The 17,085-nt window shown below is 52.7% G+C and carries 14 protein-coding genes and 1 pseudogene; all 15 read right to left on the bottom strand.

The features are described from left to right. On the bottom strand, positions 1-803 hold an 803-nt coding region (locus AB1Z34_RS10105; protein ID WP_367158303.1), incomplete at its 3' end, for a DUF262 domain-containing protein. Positions 804-989: 186 nt separating this feature from the next. Then, positions 990-2,045 carry a ParA family protein gene (locus tag AB1Z34_RS10100; RefSeq protein WP_088611560.1) on the bottom strand — a complete coding sequence of 352 codons (1,056 nt, stop codon included), beginning with the start codon at positions 2,043-2,045 and terminating at the stop codon, positions 990-992. A gap of 101 nt (positions 2,046-2,146) precedes the next feature. Beyond that, on the bottom strand, positions 2,147-2,824 hold the full coding sequence (locus tag AB1Z34_RS10095; RefSeq protein ID WP_240593359.1) for a restriction endonuclease: 678 nt from the start codon (positions 2,822-2,824) through the stop codon (positions 2,147-2,149). 42 nt (positions 2,825-2,866) lie between these two features. Continuing rightward, positions 2,867-3,022, bottom strand: a pseudogene (locus tag AB1Z34_RS10090) (winged helix-turn-helix domain-containing protein); the annotation flags it as partial. A 933-nt stretch (positions 3,023-3,955) separates the two neighbouring features. Then, a complete protein-coding gene (locus AB1Z34_RS10085) occupies positions 3,956-7,123 on the bottom strand; it encodes an HsdR family type I site-specific deoxyribonuclease (RefSeq protein ID WP_088611561.1) in 3,168 nt (1,055 codons plus the stop codon). A 12-nt stretch (positions 7,124-7,135) separates the two neighbouring features. Beyond that, on the bottom strand, positions 7,136-8,392 hold the full coding sequence (locus AB1Z34_RS10080; RefSeq protein ID WP_151457923.1) for a restriction endonuclease subunit S: 1,257 nt from the start codon (positions 8,390-8,392) through the stop codon (positions 7,136-7,138). Next, on the bottom strand, positions 8,385-10,982 hold the full coding sequence (locus AB1Z34_RS10075) for a type I restriction-modification system subunit M (protein ID WP_284847237.1): 2,598 nt from the start codon (positions 10,980-10,982) through the stop codon (positions 8,385-8,387). Before AB1Z34_RS10075 ends, AB1Z34_RS10080 begins: the two co-directional genes overlap by 8 nt. A gap of 423 nt (positions 10,983-11,405) precedes the next feature. After that, the gene (locus AB1Z34_RS10070) at positions 11,406-11,606 is read right to left on the bottom strand and encodes a hypothetical protein (protein ID WP_088611564.1); all 201 of its coding nucleotides are present in this window, start codon (positions 11,604-11,606) and stop codon (positions 11,406-11,408) included. Between the two features lie 406 nt (positions 11,607-12,012). Beyond that, positions 12,013-12,192, bottom strand: coding sequence for a hypothetical protein (locus AB1Z34_RS10065; RefSeq protein WP_367158302.1), 180 nt, complete (start codon positions 12,190-12,192; stop codon positions 12,013-12,015). A gap of 16 nt (positions 12,193-12,208) precedes the next feature. Continuing rightward, entirely contained in the window at positions 12,209-12,400 is a 192-nt protein-coding gene (locus AB1Z34_RS10060; protein WP_367158301.1) for a hypothetical protein, read from the bottom strand. Positions 12,401-12,475: 75 nt separating this feature from the next. Continuing rightward, on the bottom strand, positions 12,476-12,715 hold the full coding sequence (locus AB1Z34_RS10055) for a hypothetical protein (RefSeq protein WP_240593368.1): 240 nt from the start codon (positions 12,713-12,715) through the stop codon (positions 12,476-12,478). 37 nt (positions 12,716-12,752) lie between these two features. Continuing rightward, positions 12,753-12,989 carry a hypothetical protein gene (locus tag AB1Z34_RS10050; RefSeq protein ID WP_240593370.1) on the bottom strand — a complete coding sequence of 79 codons (237 nt, stop codon included), beginning with the start codon at positions 12,987-12,989 and terminating at the stop codon, positions 12,753-12,755. Positions 12,990-13,408: 419 nt separating this feature from the next. Further along, positions 13,409-14,830 (bottom strand): hypothetical protein, encoded by a 1,422-nt coding sequence (locus tag AB1Z34_RS10045; protein WP_367158300.1) that lies wholly within the window; start codon positions 14,828-14,830, stop codon positions 13,409-13,411. Between the two features lie 47 nt (positions 14,831-14,877). After that, a complete protein-coding gene (locus AB1Z34_RS10040) occupies positions 14,878-15,786 on the bottom strand; it encodes a copper transporter (RefSeq protein ID WP_070862654.1) in 909 nt (302 codons plus the stop codon). Positions 15,787-15,875: 89 nt separating this feature from the next. Continuing rightward, on the bottom strand, positions 15,876-17,060 hold the full coding sequence (gene steA / locus AB1Z34_RS10035) for a putative cytokinetic ring protein SteA (protein ID WP_367158299.1): 1,185 nt from the start codon (positions 17,058-17,060) through the stop codon (positions 15,876-15,878). Between the last annotated feature and the right edge of the window lie 25 nt (positions 17,061-17,085).

The raw sequence follows: 17,085 nt of genomic DNA, 5'->3' as shown, positions 1-17,085 counted from the left end.
TGTACTTCTTGCGCTGTTGACTCACAATGAACATCCTCTCCTACGGACACAAGATCCGCACAAATAGGGTGTCCACTAAACGAGGGTAACCTCACTGCTAGATGTGCGAAGTAGTCAATGAGCTTCCGCAGGTTGCGCCCTTGATCTCCGTAGGAACTAATCTTGCTCATGACGAAGTCGGCGCTAGACAGTGCTACGCCCTTGGAGTTGATGCGCACAAAAATTTCGGCAACAGTCTCGATATCGAGCTCATCGCTCAGTGCAATGATTCCAATTGGGGCTTTCTTGATTCCCATCAGCTTTTCCAGCGCAGTCGCAACTACTTCGCCGTCGGCTTCAGGGTTCTTCGCCATGTACTCGTTCATCGGCCGATAAACATTGTTCGACCGCAGGAACTCCGAGATGTCGTAGATCCACTCCGGTTGCTTCTTCAGCACTGGTGTTGCAGTCGCAAATTCCTCAGTTTGCGGATTGAAGCAGATAACAATCCGCTTGGTCTTAAAGTCCTTGCCCATCACCGGCTGCCCGGCAACGGCAGCACGCAAAGCAGTAATGCGCTGTTGACCATCAATCAGAATCTGCTGATAACCGGCATGGCCGCCGCCTTTAACCGGTACCTGTTGACTTTGCCAAGTAATGAGGAACCCCACCGGGAACCCGCGATACAGCGAGTCCATCAAATCGCGAACTTTTGTACTGTTCCATACAAATGGTCGCTGCATTTCGGGGATAGCGATAGTGTCGCTCTCAATCCATCCAAGCAGCGTTTCGACTGTGTGCTGGTTCACGGCGTACATGCTCATGCCGATAATTGTTCCACAGTTACACGAATTCTCTTGGCGTTTAGGGAACACATTCCTTGCATTTGAGCACTACTCACTTCTGGAAATACTTTCCACGCCAGGATTGCTCGCACGTACGAAAACGGCCTCACCTACACGCCAACGCTAAGCGTCAAAGACATGCTAGGGAACCAAGACCAACAGCACCTAACTCTCCAACCGCTCCAGAACCAGTGCAGCGACTTCATCAATTTTCTGTGCATAGCCAGTACGCTGGTTCAGCTGAGTTCCCCGCACGCCATCAGTTGCTTGCAGGTCTGCAATTGGTGAATGACTATCCTGAGCTGTCGCCGGCATCGAGTACATGTGCGGCACATGCCCAATCAGGTACTGGTCGCACGAATGCCCGAGGCTATCGCCGATTCGCTTTGCTTCGTCGTCGAACTTGCCGCGGAATCGTTCAAACGCTCCGACAAGCTGTTCTTTACCATTCGAGCGCCGCTTCACGTATTCCAGCGTTGTGTAGCCAAGGTACTGAAGCCCACGTCCATCATGCCCGAGCAGCCGAAGCTTTCGAGTTTTCTTCGAAATATCCGGTGAGTAGTTCCTCCACTGGGCAAGGTTGCCCTCAGAAATTTCGCTGTATTCAGTGACCCAGTCGTTAAACCACTTGGCGAGGTTTCCAAAGGCGTGGAAGCTGAACAGGTCGGTTGACGTAGGAGTAACGAAGGCGTCGCAGCCCAAAAGCACGGTTCGATTAAAAGGGCCTAACGACGGTCCCACATCGTAGAAGATGTAGTCGTATCGATCTTCATCCTCCATAGCCACAGCCAACTGCCCGGCCCAGTGGATTCGACGAAAGTCACCGGTCTTCTTGGCGAGCGATGACTGCCAGGCGTCACTCATGACATCTTCAATGTTGGAAAGAGCCGGGTGCCCTGGCAAGACATCGACTCCAAACCGCTCCGAGCGCACTGGCCGGATATCGGGCTCGATATCGGTCTCGCCTTCTCGCAATGGAATGAACAGCGAGTAGACCGTATTAGCCAACGAATCTCGCTCGGCCTGTTCGTCATTCTTGCTGCTCAGGTAAATCTCCTCATGCTGCTCTTCAGTCAGCATGAGCTGTGTGGCGTTACACTGCGGATCACAATCCACGTAGAGCACTCGTTTACCCTGACGAGCGAAATAATGGGCGACATTGGTGGATAGAGTGGTCTTCCCCACCCCACCCTTGTTGTTGAAGAAACTGAGTGTCCGCATCGGGCTTCCTATTTACGTAAAAACAGTCTCCCGATTGTATAAGACCTGAAGCCCACTCAAGTAACCCCGCAACGACAAGTCACACCCGGCTGTGAGACGTCCTACTCATCCTCTTCGAAAAAGTCGTCATCCAGTTCGTAAAGGGTAATCTCATGTGCTTTTTGGACCGCCACACCATGGTCAAGCATGAGCGCGGAAAGTTTCACGCCATCAATCAGAACGATTGTTCCGTGCCGATAGTTAGCTGCAGCTTCTACTGCCCCGTTGGTAAAGCGGGAAGTTGTGATGAATACACCTTTATTCGCACCGCGAGAATCTAGCGCACCAATGAAGTTTCTTATTTCTCCATTCCCAACGGAACTTGAGTCAGCATAGCGCTTGGCCTGCACATAAACTTTGCCAAGCCCAAGGGCATCTTCACGAATCACTCCGTCGACGCCTCCATCATTCGACCGTCCCAGATGCTGCTTCTGTCCGTGGACACCGCCGTATCCCATTGCCCACAACAGTTCGATGACAGCGCGTTCAAAGAACTTTGGGGTCGAGTCCTGCAGGCGCTGCCGCAAATCGGTGGAAACCTTCGCGTTCCAGTCAGCTTGCGCATCTTCCACCATCTCTAATGGAGATTTCGTCGGACTAGCCGAAGCCTCTTCCCATTCAGCTAGAGCCCCTTCGTTACGCACGCCCGAGGATGCCGGCAAATCAGCTGCTGCATGGCCAGAGCTCTTACGCTCCCGAATCTCATCTTGGTACTGCCGCCACTTGGACCACTCCAGCATGTCCTTTTCGGTGTACTCCGCAAGGTTCCTTGCATCTACTTGGCGCCCATCATCCGAAATCAGGTATCGCCCGCGCTTGGGCCGGATTACCAGACCAGACTGTGCAAACGACGAGCAGGCCCAAGCAATCCGATTTCTATATCTTGGCTGTCCGGACGGAATAGTTTCCGCCAAAACCTCAGGAGAAAAGCCCCAGATGTTTGACTACATCGTCGCCTATCTCCGTGAGCCGTCGTTCTCGCCCATCTGATAGCACACGCAGTACTACTGGACGGAACTGATCTGTAGTCGGAATGCTGTCTTGTGCCATAGAAGAATTATAGATGCCTAATACTGGCTCGAGATGCATATATCGTTTTTGACTCTGATCTGAAATCTCCTAAGCGAAACACGACTCTCTAGTTTCCAGCACTCAACCCATCAATAATCCGCACAGTCTCCATAGGGTCCCGTACCACGCGCCCCATGAAGTCCACGATGGAACGCGGGTTCCCACCTCGTCAATCCAATCGTTCAGATCGTTAACGATGCCGGATGCTTTGTCCTTCTTGACCTGGTAACTGTCAAGGATGAGCCGGATTGGTCTGTAGATTCTCAGCCTCAAATCGTTCAAGTGCACTCGCGGCAACGATGAACTAGCCCCTATCGATGAGTTTCTTCGTAACTTGAGCCGCCAATTACTAAGCATTGGCTTCGGAGCGGCTACTCCACTCTGCGCATAAGTTATGGAGCACTCTCGCAAGTGTGCTGAACTGGTAGGTCACGCTCCCCCATATACACAGCGCGAGGGCGACCATGACGTTAATCATGGCTTTGTCACCACCGCGTGATGTGTCTAATTCGGGTTCTAAAACTTTCACATTGATGCCACACCCAGCGAGGCCACCGATAGTATTAACTGTCTCAGCCAGGCCTTAGCCCAGCCTTTCTGAGTGCGTAACAACGAGCGAATCACCGGAGCGAAGTATGCTAACGCGTCCTCTACCCCTGACTGTTGCCGCTTCATGTCCTAGGTTGTGTCAGTGTAGTTGCAGTTCGCATTGTATCCAGCGCCGATAAGCGCCTCACGTTGGGGAGCGAGTGATTGCCCCTATTTGATGTGGAGACATCGGCGTATCCGATAGAAATCGGTTATATCTCCACTGTTTCTGCCGCAGCTTCTTCGAGGTCTGCAGGGAGATCGTGGCGCAGCACGTATCCCCGCAAGAGCTTGTCAGTGGCCATGCGAATCTTAAAGCGTGGGAGCTTCTTACCTGTCTGTTGATGGAAGTACTGGGCTGCAGCGTCCAGGTCAACAGAGCCAATGACATCATCGAAACGACCATACTCATTGATATGAACCTCATCCACGTGTGCGGCGAGGATTGTACGAAGAAGCACAGGATCAACGCCGATAGCGCGGACAAGTTGCGCGATCTCACGTTCTTGCTGTGTGAGTTTGTAGTCGTTGATGTAATCCTGCACTGTCTTGCCTGAAACAAGGACTGCATCGCCTGATTGGATGTCATGAAGCCAGCGGTTTGCAAAGACCTGGTCGTCAGCGCTCAAGCGTGCGAAGCCAGCGTGCAAATCTGACAGCAGCTCATCAAGTTCAGGCTGTGGTACCCCGGTCTCGATGGCACGCAGGTACTTCGAATACTTCGCGTCGAGGTAGTCGGCGTCAATTCGTGCAGTGTCGATGTGGGTGATGTGAACGTTGATGTCATATGGTGGAAGTTCATCGCCATCTCCCCCGCCTGGTGCCGGCTCTGGTTCGCCGTCGGAACGGTCAAGTTCCTTGTAACGCGATAGCAGCGCGATGTACACCGGCTCAGTCAATTCCACCGAAATGTCGGTATCAGCAAACGGGTAGCAGGATTTCTCCCAGGTAAAACCCTGGATCTGGGCTGCTTGGAGGTGCTCGTATAGTTCGGGCAACACTTTCGCGAACTCAAGGCGATCAGCTTCATCGTCTGGCAACCGAGAGAAGTCCTCGATACCAGCAAAGAGTCGCTTGATGATCGTGAAACACTGATTGATCTGCATGAGGTGTTCGTCAAGGTGATCGACGAACAGCCCAAAGGGCTTATCACCGGAGTACAACTTCACTGCAGCGTCGATATTGCGCCGCATCGTGTACGGCTTGCGGTAGTAGCGGATAGAGCCGAAGGGTTTTTCCGGGCCGAAGACACGGTTGGTACGCGAGAATGCCTGGATGATGTTCTCGTAAGCGATGATTTTGTCGAGATACAGCGTGTTCAGCCACTTCGAGTCAAAGCCCGTGAGCATCTGATCGACGACAATGAGCAGGTCAATCTGCTTGTCATGCGTAAATGCCGGCGTGTTGTACGGCGCCTTACGTGCCAGACGTGCAGCGATGTCGCGCTTAAAGGCGTCGTGTGTGGTCATGGTGAAGTGCTGGCCGTATTTGGCGTTGTAATGCTCAAGCACCTCGAGAAGGCCGTCTTCTTTTCTCAGTTGTGCTTCCCCAGTGTTGTCGATATTCGGATCGAACAACGCCGTGACATTCAAATGCGGGTAAGTATCACGGAAGATGCGGAAGTACTCGATTGCCTCAGGAATCGAGTGCGTGGCCAAGATTGCATGAAAAGCACTGTTTCGGCTCAGGTGGCCCCAATGCTCAGCGATATCTCGTGCTACGGCAGCACGGTGTTTTGGCTGGGCGTACTGCGACATCGGCAGGTAGTCCTCAATGCCCTTGTCATAGGAGCCGTCCTCGTGGCGCACACCTGCCATCGGGATCTGCGCCTTGTCCATGTACTTCAGGAAGGTCTTTTTCTTCTTCGGGTCGCTATAAGCCTCTTGTTCATCGGCGGCCTTCGCTTGTTCCAGAGCAATGGTTTTACGCACATCATGTGCTCGATAGGTCTCGACCATCTCAGGGTCGAAGCCCAGTACATTGGCGTCACGGATACCATCAGCGATGGAGTACCGGTGCAGTTCATCACCGAAGATGGTGGCCGTGGTGGAACGCACTTTCTTGTTCTCGTCATGGATAGGTGTGCCCGTAAAACCAAACAGCAACGCATCCGGCAGCGTGGTCTTGATATTCAGCAGCATGTCTCCGAAGGTGGAACGATGTGCCTCATCAATGATGAAGACAATGCGCTTGTCACGCAGTTTTTTTAGTACCGTCTCACGCAGCGTGTCAGCCTGCAAGTGATGGAATTTCTGCAGCGAGGTCACAATCAGCACTGAGGTGTCGTTTGTGAGCAGGCGGAGCAGCTCGTCAGCACTCGCGGTGTCTGCAACGTCGATGGTATCCCCGCCATAGCTGCGGTAGTTCGCCAGCGACTGCGTGCTCAGCTCCACACGGTCAAGCAGGAACACAACCTTGTCGGCGTTCTTGGAATCAGCGATTAGCTGCGCGGTTTTGAAGCTGGTAATGGTCTTGCCAGAGCCGGTGGTGTGCCAGATGTAGCCCCCCTTATTGTCGCTGCCCCACTCGTGGCTTTCCACCCGGTCGGCGATGCGGTGAGCAGCGAAGTACTGGTAGGAACGCATGACCATGAGCACGCCGGCTGCGCGGTCTGTCACCGTGTAGAAGCCGATGAGCTGGTGCGCCATCGGGATCGACAGCAGCGAAGTAACCACCGTCGGCCAGTCATTGATCGGCTCGTTGTTGAAATCAGCCCAGTGGAAGAAGAAGTCAGGGTTGAACTTGCCCCCGGGGCCGGGGTTAGCGAAGTACTGCGTCCCTGTAGGCGTCATCGCCACAAAGATCTGTACCAGTGAGAACAGGCCAGTAAAGACGCCCTCGTGGGCGTATTTAATAATCTGGTTCGTTGCCTGCGAGACAGGCACGCCAGAGCGCTTGAGTTCCAGGTGGATGACCGGCATGCCGTTGATCAAGAGCATGAGGTCGCCTCTGCGTTCCGGCATGAGCTTATGCGCGGCAGTGGGGAACTTCGGCTGCCGTGCGATCTGATAACAGGACTGCCCGCCTGCGATCTCACGACGGTCGTAGATCTTGAGCGAGACCTCTTTGCCCAGGTTGTGTGCCTCAGGAGCATCGCGGGTAATAGCCACACTGCGGCCGTTGATGAACTCATTGAGACGCAACGGTGTGCGTAGCTCCGTGATCTGCTCGATGATCTGGTCCATCTCAGAGGACGTCAGCGGCACATCACCGAGTCGGTCCTGGTCACGGTTGTTGTTGTAAAGAATCTGCGCCCAGTTGTCGATGAGCTGGCGCTCAGTAGGACGGTCAAGTACCTCATCCCAACCGTGGCGGCGAAGCATGGCGACAACATCGTCCTCGAAGCGATTCTCGTCTGTGTACGTCAGTGGTGTAGTCATGGTGAGCGCTCCTTAAACGAACATGCGCTGTAGCAGCGCCGTCTTGGCTTGAGCCAGTTGCGTGATGTAGCGCTGTGCAGCTGCGATAAGCGCATCGAGGTTGGTAAACACCTCACCGATAGCACGCTGTTCTTCGAGGGTGGGCGGGATGAGGGTGGGTTCGTTAGACAGCTGGGTCGAATCTAAATTACCAATGGCACCATTGCCCCCTGCTACATTAACGTTCAAAAAGCTCCTAAACCAGGGACTTTGAAGCAGTGCAGCAGTGAACTCTGGAGTTTTAGAAGAACATTTGAGCATGAACCCACCAGGTGTACCGGGGACAGGCAGTTCCCGGACAAGTCCGCTCTTCCCTACCAAGCGAACAGACCCATTCGAAGCGGTGATGATAATGTCGCCCTTGGCGAGGAGCGGGATGTTTACAGCACTCGCCCTGACCCACACATCATCGGGGTTAGTCACTACAATGTGATCCTTAATGTTTGAAGACCTATAAACACGAATGCCCTGGTAAGGATCGACGAGATCACGAGGGGAGTAGGTTAGCCCTCGGGACAAGACCGCTAATTGCCCGAACGTACAACTATTCCACCCACCGCTGAACCCACCTAACCGCAGCTCCGGTTCATTGGCACCGTCTGGCGGGAACATGCGCTGCAGGAGCGCAGCCTTCGTCTGTTGCAGGTTCGCGTGCTTGGCGCGGTGCTGCTCGATCAGCGCGTCGAGATCAGCGAAGAGTTCACCAATGGCTTGCTGTTCTTTGAGAGACGGGGCTAGAGATACGGGGACCCCCATGAAAGTATCAGCTGAAATATTCAGCAGACCATGGTTACGGGCACCTTCTGCGGACTGCATCTCAACGTAACGATGCCATTTTGAGGTTTCAAAGAATGATAAAACGAAATCACTATCCACATCGCGCGCAGATAGAAGCCGAAAAACAACATAGAGAGATGAGAGAACGCCCTTGTCATAGCCGTCCAGTCGTTTGACAGCACCGACCGGGTACCCCTCGGAGTAACTCTTGTTATACGCAAATTCACCGTTGTGAATGAGTAGATAATTTGTCAGATTGCTACTTGCAACACGATTGTTAAAATAAGTGATTTGATTGACAAGTCCGTGAAGTGCCGAGATGGTTAGGGGAAGCGTGCTTGCGAGTTTCGTGTTTTTAGTTTGAACACGATCAGCGATAGCGCCCAAAGGCTGCTCATCCCACTCACCACTGAACCCAGCGAACCGCAGCGCTGGTGTGTTGTTCTTAGTCACGCTGACCACCGCCCAGCATCTGCTTCAGGGCTGCGACAGCCTGCATATCCGCATCCGAGCCAGTCAGCTGGTCTAGCGATGCAAGCAGGCTGTGCTCAGTGGTAGCGATCTGCGTATCCAACTCAGTTAGCGGCGTGGCGTACTTATCCTGCAAGCGCTGCACCTGGTCAACGAGTTCACGCAGCGCAAGCGTCGGCAGCAGCGCGAGTTGCACCATAAGCGCTGCTACCCACTTGGTCGAGAGCACTTCGACGATCTGATCGTCAGTGAGGTTCTCAACAGTCTCGTGCGTCTTGGTCTCTAGCTCTTCGTTGGCCTTCTTGAGCTGCGCCTTCACCTTAGTCAGGCGGTCGATCAACTGCTTTGCCTCAATCTGGATAGCCTCGATGCTACCCTCAGGCCACTGCTGCCCCCTTGGAAGGGCTGGAAGCGCCTTGACTGCCTTGTTGAGTTCACCCTTCAAGAAACCAGTTTCCTTGGCGTTGAGCACATCAGCCAGATCAGTCTTGTCTTCTTCGCTCAGGCCCTCGATAAGGGCTGTCAGCTCAGAATCAACGCTGTCGCGCTCAGCGGTGAGATCATCTACCTGGTCACGGAGTTCAGGCAAGTACAGATCCCGGATAATCTCGAAAGTCGCGACGCGGCCTTCCCAGCCAGTTTGGACTTCTTCCTTCTTCTTGTTCTTCGTCTTCCACTCCATGACAGGGTCAATGACACGCATTGCATCCCAGCCCTCGGTCTGCAGGATCGTTAGATCATTGGCAATGACAAGCCACTTCTCATGTAACAGCTGGTAGCCCTGGTACTCGTTGACCAGGGGCACCGGGGCCAGACGCGCAAACAGATCAGCCTTGATCCCATCCTCTGCAGTGTTGACTGGAACAGCCATCGCGTTGTCAATGAGATCTGTTTCCAAGGACTCAGCAAAACCATCGAGTGACTCGTTCAATGTGTCTGCCAGCGCTCCGGCAGCACTGTGCTCTAAGACCATTTCTCGAATGTCGTCAGTGCGGCAGGTCGCGTACCCGTTTGCGTCTTCATCGAACAGCGCTTCACGCAGGCCCGGCAGCACGTCCCAGTACTCCGCCAGAGCGTCGATCTCGCTGACAGGTATGCCGCCGTTGACGGTGGCGAAGAAGTCCACGGATTCTGGCGGCGGCGTTGCAGAGACGTAGCGCGGGATATTCAGGTTGTAGTCGTTAGCGCGGATTTCATCGCGAGACACAACACGAGCGAAGTGCTCTACGTCGCGGCGTGTATGGACAGCATCAACGATTCGCTCGATGTCACGTGCGCGCAGGAGGTTGTTCTTGCCGTCTTTAATAAAGCCCTGGGATGCGTCGATGAACAGCACGTCGTCGTGGCTGCGCTGCTTCTTGAGCACCATGATGATGGTCGGAATGCCAGTGCCATAGAAGATGGAACTTGGCAGACCAATGATGGTGTCGATGTTATTGGCTTCGATAAGGCGGGTGCGGATCGTCTCTTCTGCCCCACCACGGAAAAGCACACCGTGTGGCAGGACAATGGTCATAATACCGTCCGGCTTAATGTGGAACAGCTCATGGAGCAAGAAGGCGAAGTCTGCCTTGTTCTGCGGTGCCAGACCATACTGCGTAAAGCGTGGATCGGTGTCCATGCCCTCTGCATCCCACTTCTGCGAATACGGAGGGTTCGACACAACCGCATCTACAAACAGCGGATCGTAGGTGTTCTCCGGGTCAGACTCGTCGAACATCGGCCAGTCATGTTTCAGGCTATCACCATTGCGAGCGACAATGTTGTCGGCCTTGACCCCGCGCATGACCAAGTTCATGCGCGTGAGGTTGAAGGTGTTTTCCTTGATCTCTTGGGCGTAGTACTTAATCGCATCTGGATCACCCATATGACGAGCGACAGCCTGGCCGATATTCAACAGCAGCGAACCAGAACCAGAGGTCGGGTCGTAGATGGTCAGGGTCTCACGGTCTTGAGTGTGTGCTGCGACGATGCGACTCATCACCTCAGAGACTTCGTGCGGAGTATAGAACTCTCCCGCCTTCTTGCCGGCGTTCGCCGCGAACTTCGAGATTAAGTACTCGTAGATAAACCCAAGCACGTCGTAGCCCTGAGCGCCGTCAGTCGGGATGTCGTTAATAAGGTCCAGTAGGTCCTTAATCGCCTTAGTCTGCGATGTGGCGTTGCTACCCAGCTTCGACAGGCCTGTTTCCAGTGTTCGGAAGATGTCTTTGAACACGTGGGCACGGCTCGGGAGGAGGAGACGGTCAAATGCTGCAAGCGCATCACGGACATCAGCGACGTTGAAGTCACTGCCTACAGCACGCCACGTCGAGTGGAGATTGTCGTACGAGATGAAGTAGCCCAGACGGTGCTGCACGAACTCGACAGTCTCGGAATCGTCCTCAACAAGAATTTCGGCCAACTCTTCAGATGCAACCTCATTGGAGTACATAAGTTGCTCGACCTGATCAGAGAGGAACTTATAGAAGATGAAGCCGAGCATATAGTCCTTGTACTCTTGCGCTTCGATTTTTGAGCGCATAGTGTTCGCAGATTCCCAGATGCGCGAGGCTAATTGACTTTTATCCATGATGAAGTACTTGTTACCTGTCAGTATTAAACCAGTCGAATCAGTATACCTACGATTGACGTGTCGTTACATGCGTATATCAACAGGCTAATCATGATCAGAATCGACCTACGTAAAGCCAGGCGGAACATAATCCGCTCATTAGCGATAGCCTGCAGGCAACAACTGACTGCTAGCTCCAAGTAGTTTTCACGCGATGCGGGACACAATCCTTCGCGCCAAGCTTTCTTGGCAAAAAGCGAATATCCACCAGCAGCCTCATAAGTCAACCTTTCCTTCTACGGTAGCTCCGCTCCACAACTCGGCAAAGCCCGGCCTGCCAGTTGGCTCTGCAGCCAAATAATTAGCGCCTTCAAACCCCAGACGGGCTTTTACAATCCGAAGTTTAACCTTCGCGCTTGTTCGACACTGATCCGGCTACCACTATGTCAACATCTGCTTCGACAATGGCAATCGCAACCTACGTGCATCTGACTTGAGCAGCGTCTTCAATTCTTCAACCTGTGTCTGCATCTGCTCGGTAACCACCTTCCGCTCCCGGAACGAGAGCACCGCCAGTAACACTTCCATCGCCTCCAGTTGCAACAACCATTCGAGAATGACTGCTTCGATAGAGTCGTCCACCTCGGAGTAAATTCACATGTGCAAACCTCTCAGTTCTAGCTTTAGCAAGAAGAGAAAAAGCAGTGACCATGTACTATTTCTTCCTGTAATGCGCGCAGCAAATCGTGTCACAGGTATAAGTGCGCACCGATACGAGGAAGAATCGCTCCACCCAGATTGAAACCACTCTTGTTAACCAGAGCACATTGACCGACGGTTACATACACAATCATTGCCGTAGGGAGAGAGATTGATTTGGTTGGTCTGGCTGCGGGCCATGAAATCGTCAGCGAACTCGTCAACAGCCATGACCTGTAAGAATAGCCCGTCAGATATCCTTTCGACGGCTTCGCCAGGGCCAGTTCGTAGAATGTACGGCCTTAGATGACCTGGATTCAAGCTCGGCCGAGTGACCCCAGGCTTTGCCCTATGCCTCGTGAGCAGCCGGCAGCGACTGGTAAGTGGAAAAGACGATGTGGAGCCCCTTGGCCCGCTTGCCGGATTCCAACCGTTCAGCCATCTTAATTCCGTTGGTAGCGACGGGAACTTCTAGGTCGTAAGTCGCAATATCCTCAGCTTTACGAGCGACCTCCGAGTTCGAACACACAGCGAAGGAGCGAATGTCAAGACGCCTTTGTTCTGTCCATTCCTTGAGAGTTTGCGAAAAGAGCGAAATGGATGGCACGAGGAAGAGTACTCGAGCTTTCCCCATCTTCTTCAGCTACCCGTACGGCGAGGCGAAAAGCGGTCACGTTTTTACCAGTACCGCAGGCCAAAATGAGCTTACCACGTTCGCGAGTAGCAAACCCCGCCATGGCGCGATCAATAGCTTCCTGATGGTGCGGCCGCGACTCAAAGGTTTCGCGCTGAGAGAGATGGATTTGGATTTCTCAGCCGGGGAAAGCGACACCCCAGTAAATCGGGGATTTGGCGATTGCTGCCATGACGATACGACTGGTGGGAATGAGCTGATTAGCCGAAGCTTCTTCTGAGTTCGAGGACTCGTGGTCAGTTGTACAGATGATGATGCGGCTGCAGGAGTGTTTTGGGCCGGGCTCAGTACAAAAGGATCGTCCCGACGCTTCAAAGAATGAGTCGAGGTCCGCCTTTGCCAAGCAAGTCGTTGGCATTTACAACTTGCCCTGGATGACTACCCACGTGCCGGCGTCAATGCGGTGTGCGACCAGGACGATGCCAGTGTCCGGCGCTCCCCTTGTACTTCCAGTCTGACCATCGGTAGACCTCGTCGAACTGAACTTTCAGGGTCGGGTCAGTGCGGAAGTCATTGACCATGAGCTTCTCGAAAGCAATGCAATACTTCGCCTTCGGCTGATTCTCACGGAGCTGGTCATGGACCTCTGAAAACTTGGACGTGAAGATATTGTGCCCTAGAAAAAATAACACTCAGAAGTAATGAGAATTTTGGGATGACACAGCTTGGACAGAGACTATTGCGCCTTTGGCAGACCTGGAAATGAAGAATTTCACCTTACTGGGCATAAGAAACTCTTCTTTAGCAACCAACCAGATACTAGAATACCACATTATAAAAAAATTTTATACCTTTCCACCATTTACCATTGCGTTACGAAATTAAATACATTAAAAAGACATCATATATTTAATTCAATCCGCAAACAATATTTGGACGATTACTACCCTCTACTTAAATTAAGTAAGTTCTTTAAGGAAACATACCACGAGTCGACCCCGACACATTAGAATCAGAGCGGCGCTAACAATAATAATGCATCAAATAATGTCCCCAGCCAGCAAAAACACTAATTAATAATACCTTAATCATCGGCTAGTGTCACGATAATTTAGATTTCCGTATCGGAACCGCGCTCATCAACCTGATTAATTACGTTAGGCCGACCAATTGCACACAAAAGAATAACCTTAAACTGATACGCATTGAAAATATTTGCGTGGTGAAACAGGTTTCGAATACGTTTCAAACGCTCTTCACCTAACTGCATGGGCCAGCCACTGGAATTAACCTCAAATGATAACGAAGACCCAATCGATGAGTCAATGTTGCCTCTGATATTTTCCGAAAACATTGCTCTTACGCCTAAAAACACGCCGGTCAATATTCCAAAAAGAATCAACAAAAGACAAATCGTCGACGTGAGGCCAAATACCCCTTTGGCTCTAAAGCAAAGAATCAATAATGGAATAATCGAGATGAATGCTGACAAACGAAGGACCCTAAAGTTGAATACACCAACGACTCTGTAGTTTTTCCACAAGAAATAACTTGTAAATAGCATCGATACTGCAATATAGAAAAGCAGCAGTAAATAAACAACTGTAACGCTCAACAAAATAGGGTTTTCTATACTCAATCGCCCCTGGACGCGCCCCGGATTAAGCAACTGAGTGGACACAAAAACCCACCCTAAAGCAATTACAATAATAGACAGACTGGGATACGCAAAAGATTGCAACACCTTTGTTTTAGTGATGAACTTCTTACTTTCACCCTTGAATTTAGTTAACCGTTTTATTAAATCATCATATTTTATTGCCACTAGATTAGATTCAGAAAAATCCGACTCTTTGATAATTTCAATCTTAGCCAAATACTTATATTGGCTGAATACGGTGTTTATTTTATCTATCTTCAGGCTCACATCATTTAGTCGTTGAATTAGAACAAAGAGTACATATAATAGTAGATTCACTACAAGAATCTCAGCAATTATGCCACCTAGATCCTCAAAATCTATAAGAAATATTGCGAATCGGTTCGCTATATATGTAGTCGTAACTAACGAAGCTAATAAGTACAATCGTCCGAGAAGCGCTGGGTAAAAACTATAGTTAATGCTCTCATCTTTGAACTGGTTGAAGTCCTCCAAGGTAAGTTGACTTGAAGTCTGTCCATGCAGTGATTTTTGGAGCTCATCCGCTAACTTAAAGGCTCGATTTTCAATCCCCAATATTAACGTGATAAAAATAGCAAATATTATACCCAGGAACGAAGTAACATTTCCTAACCCATGAAAATCCACTAACATAAAAGCTTTATTTATATCAGCGTCCTCCGTAAAAGCAATTTGTCTGATCGTGATCGCTAAGAAATGAAGGTATGCGATACTGCAAAAAAGCATCGCTTGAATCGCAATAAATAAGATTGCTCTATTGTGATTCCCATTATCAACACAATATTTTCGAAGAGTACTACGGGCAGCTTTCGTTTTCTTGATACTAGATTTCCCCATTGGCCGCCTTGCCACGTAATCTTCCTTTTTCTCCGGTGATTTCGTGAAATTTCTCGTCCGTGTTATTTCTTCAAGTCCCCAACAACTCCAACCTGCCCCGCCGCATCCGACACCGCGTCCACACGCTTCACAGCAGGGTCGGCACCCCAGCGCTCGTCAGTCAGAGTACTGACACCTTCGCGGCCAAAGCTGTCAGTCCCCACCACAACGTGACCTGCAGCATCGCCTCCAGCACCAAAGCCCTCAGCCAGGGCCACAGCCAGATCGGCCACCAGGCCAGCACCGAACTCCGGGTCCTCGCCCTTATCAATCGCAGTGCGTGACACTGTGCCGTGATTACCAACAATCACAATGCCAGCGGCTGGACGCAGAGTCCCCTCGTCATACTCCACAAAACCGCCGCCTTTTAAGGCCTCCAGCAGCAGCTTTCGGTCAGCAGCGGAAGCCCGCTCTCCCCCATCCTTATCCAGCTCCAACACCGGAGCCAGCGCCTGACCAGCCTGGCGGCCTGGCTCGCGGCGCTCCGGGTCCAGCTGGACATCAGCCGGCAGCGAGGTAGAAACCGTGTCCTTCAGCTCGTCCGCACCAGCGGAAGAGAGGAACTTATCGGTCAGCTTCAGCACGCCCGCATCCGGGGCGCCAGCAGCGCGCAGGGTCTCGGAAACCCCTGCCAGCTGCTCATCCGTGGCATCAGGAGTGGCGACAACAAGGACGGGAACATCCTGCAACGAGTCCTTAACAATCTCGCCGACGATGGGCTCGATGATGCGGTTTGCTTCATCGGCACGCGCTTGCTGCGCATCGGCACGCGCGACAGCCTCATCGCGCTCGGACGCGGCACCCGTGCCGAAATCAATGCCTGCACCAGCGGGGTTCAGCACATAAGCACCCAGCGCAGCACCTGCCGCAACACCGAGGGCAGCACCTGTCACACCAGCTGTGAACTTCCCGCTCCTGCGCTTCTTCCCCATCGCCCGTCCCTTTTCCTTTCGCCGACGCCTCAATCAGCTCTGACAGCCGAAAACTTTTAGGCGCTCCTAGTGCTCGAATACCGCTAAAACTACTTAAACAGCCCCTGGAACCACAGTGCAATGGAGTTCCACGTATCAATCAGATTCTCGCTGACAGAACCATCACCGGAAGTACCAGCGATAGCGAAGATCACCGCAACGGCGACAAAGATAGCCAGGATTGCCCAGGCCACACCGAAACCACGGCTATTGACCTGGTAGAGGTCGGCGACCATGCGACCGTCGACAAGCTTCTCCCCGACCTTCAAACGCGACAGCAATGCCGACGGCACACCGCTTTGATCCTCAGCGTGGTAGATGCTGTCGATGTTCTGCGGCGCGCCGACGGAGACCACCATGTCGGCGTCGTGATGCGCGGCGAAGACCAGCGCCAGGTCAGTGGCGGAATCGGACAGCGCCGGGAAGGTCATGGCACCAATGCCGAGGTCCTGAATGCGCTCAAGACCCACCGCGTGACCGTCCGGGTCGGCAGGCAGGATCACGCAACCGGCAGACCGCAGCGCCTCAGAGTTGATGTTCTCCGGATCACCGATGATGTAGTCCGGCTGGTACTTAAGATCAAAGAGCGTGTCGGCACCGGTGTCGACGCCGATGAGCAGCGGCTCGTACTCGCGGATGAAATTCTTTAAGTCTTCCAGCGTCTTGCGGTGTCCCTCACCAGGGCTGACCACAACGACCTTGCGGCCACGCAGCGGCTCTGTCTCGTCCGGAATGCCCAGGCCATCGATGTACAGCGGGGATTCGGTCTTGGCGAACTCCACCAAGTTGCCGGAGAGAGCCTCCAGGCGGTCGACCATGCTGGTGCGGCCCTCATCGAAGGCACGCTCAAGCTCGTCCTGGTCGACCTCGTCGCCCTGACCAATCAGGCGGTCACCGTAGTAGAGCTTGCCGTCGTCAAGCCTGCCCTTCTTGCCGTCCTTGAGCTTCTCAAAGACCTCGTCGCCGACGTTCTGCACCATCGCAATGTCGGCGTCGCGCATCATCTGCGGGCCGTAATTCGGCACAAAACCCGTGGTAAACGCACCAGTGTTCACCACTGCGGCGACCTTGGCATCAATCAGCTGCTGTGCCAGTGGACGCGAGATATCCGGCGCATCGATCACCACGATGTCGCCTTCGCCCATGCGCTTGAGCGCACGCTCCAGGCGGGAACCGTCCCGCACAGTCCCCGAAATGCCAGGAAGATCTTTTTCGTTCCGAGAGAACAGACTCATGGCACTTAGTGAAACATAAGTGCAG

The organism is Corynebacterium sp. 045007, assembly GCF_040743205.1.
Classification (GTDB): Bacteria; Actinomycetota; Actinomycetes; order Mycobacteriales; family Mycobacteriaceae; genus Corynebacterium; species Corynebacterium jeikeium_D.
The sequence above is the reverse complement of the archived record's forward strand: the minus strand, read 5'-3'. Positions and strand labels throughout refer to the sequence as shown.

Coding starts and splice junctions, on each gene's coding strand:
- AB1Z34_RS10100 (WP_088611560.1), bottom strand. CDS start 2,045: ATGCGGACACTCAGTTTCTTCAACAACAAGGGTGGGGTGGGGAAGACC.
- AB1Z34_RS10095 (WP_240593359.1), bottom strand. CDS start 2,824: ATGCTGGAGTGGTCCAAGTGGCGGCAGTACCAAGATGAGATTCGGGAG.
- AB1Z34_RS10085 (WP_088611561.1), bottom strand. CDS start 7,123: ATGACTACACCACTGACGTACACAGACGAGAATCGCTTCGAGGACGAT.
- AB1Z34_RS10075 (WP_284847237.1), bottom strand. CDS start 10,982: ATGGATAAAAGTCAATTAGCCTCGCGCATCTGGGAATCTGCGAACACT.
- AB1Z34_RS10060 (WP_367158301.1), bottom strand. CDS start 12,400: ATGGCGGGGTTTGCTACTCGCGAACGTGGTAAGCTCATTTTGGCCTGC.
- AB1Z34_RS10055 (WP_240593368.1), bottom strand. CDS start 12,715: ATGCCAACGACTTGCTTGGCAAAGGCGGACCTCGACTCATTCTTTGAA.
- AB1Z34_RS10040 (WP_070862654.1), bottom strand. CDS start 15,786: ATGGGGAAGAAGCGCAGGAGCGGGAAGTTCACAGCTGGTGTGACAGGT.
- steA (WP_367158299.1), bottom strand. CDS start 17,060: ATGAGTCTGTTCTCTCGGAACGAAAAAGATCTTCCTGGCATTTCGGGG.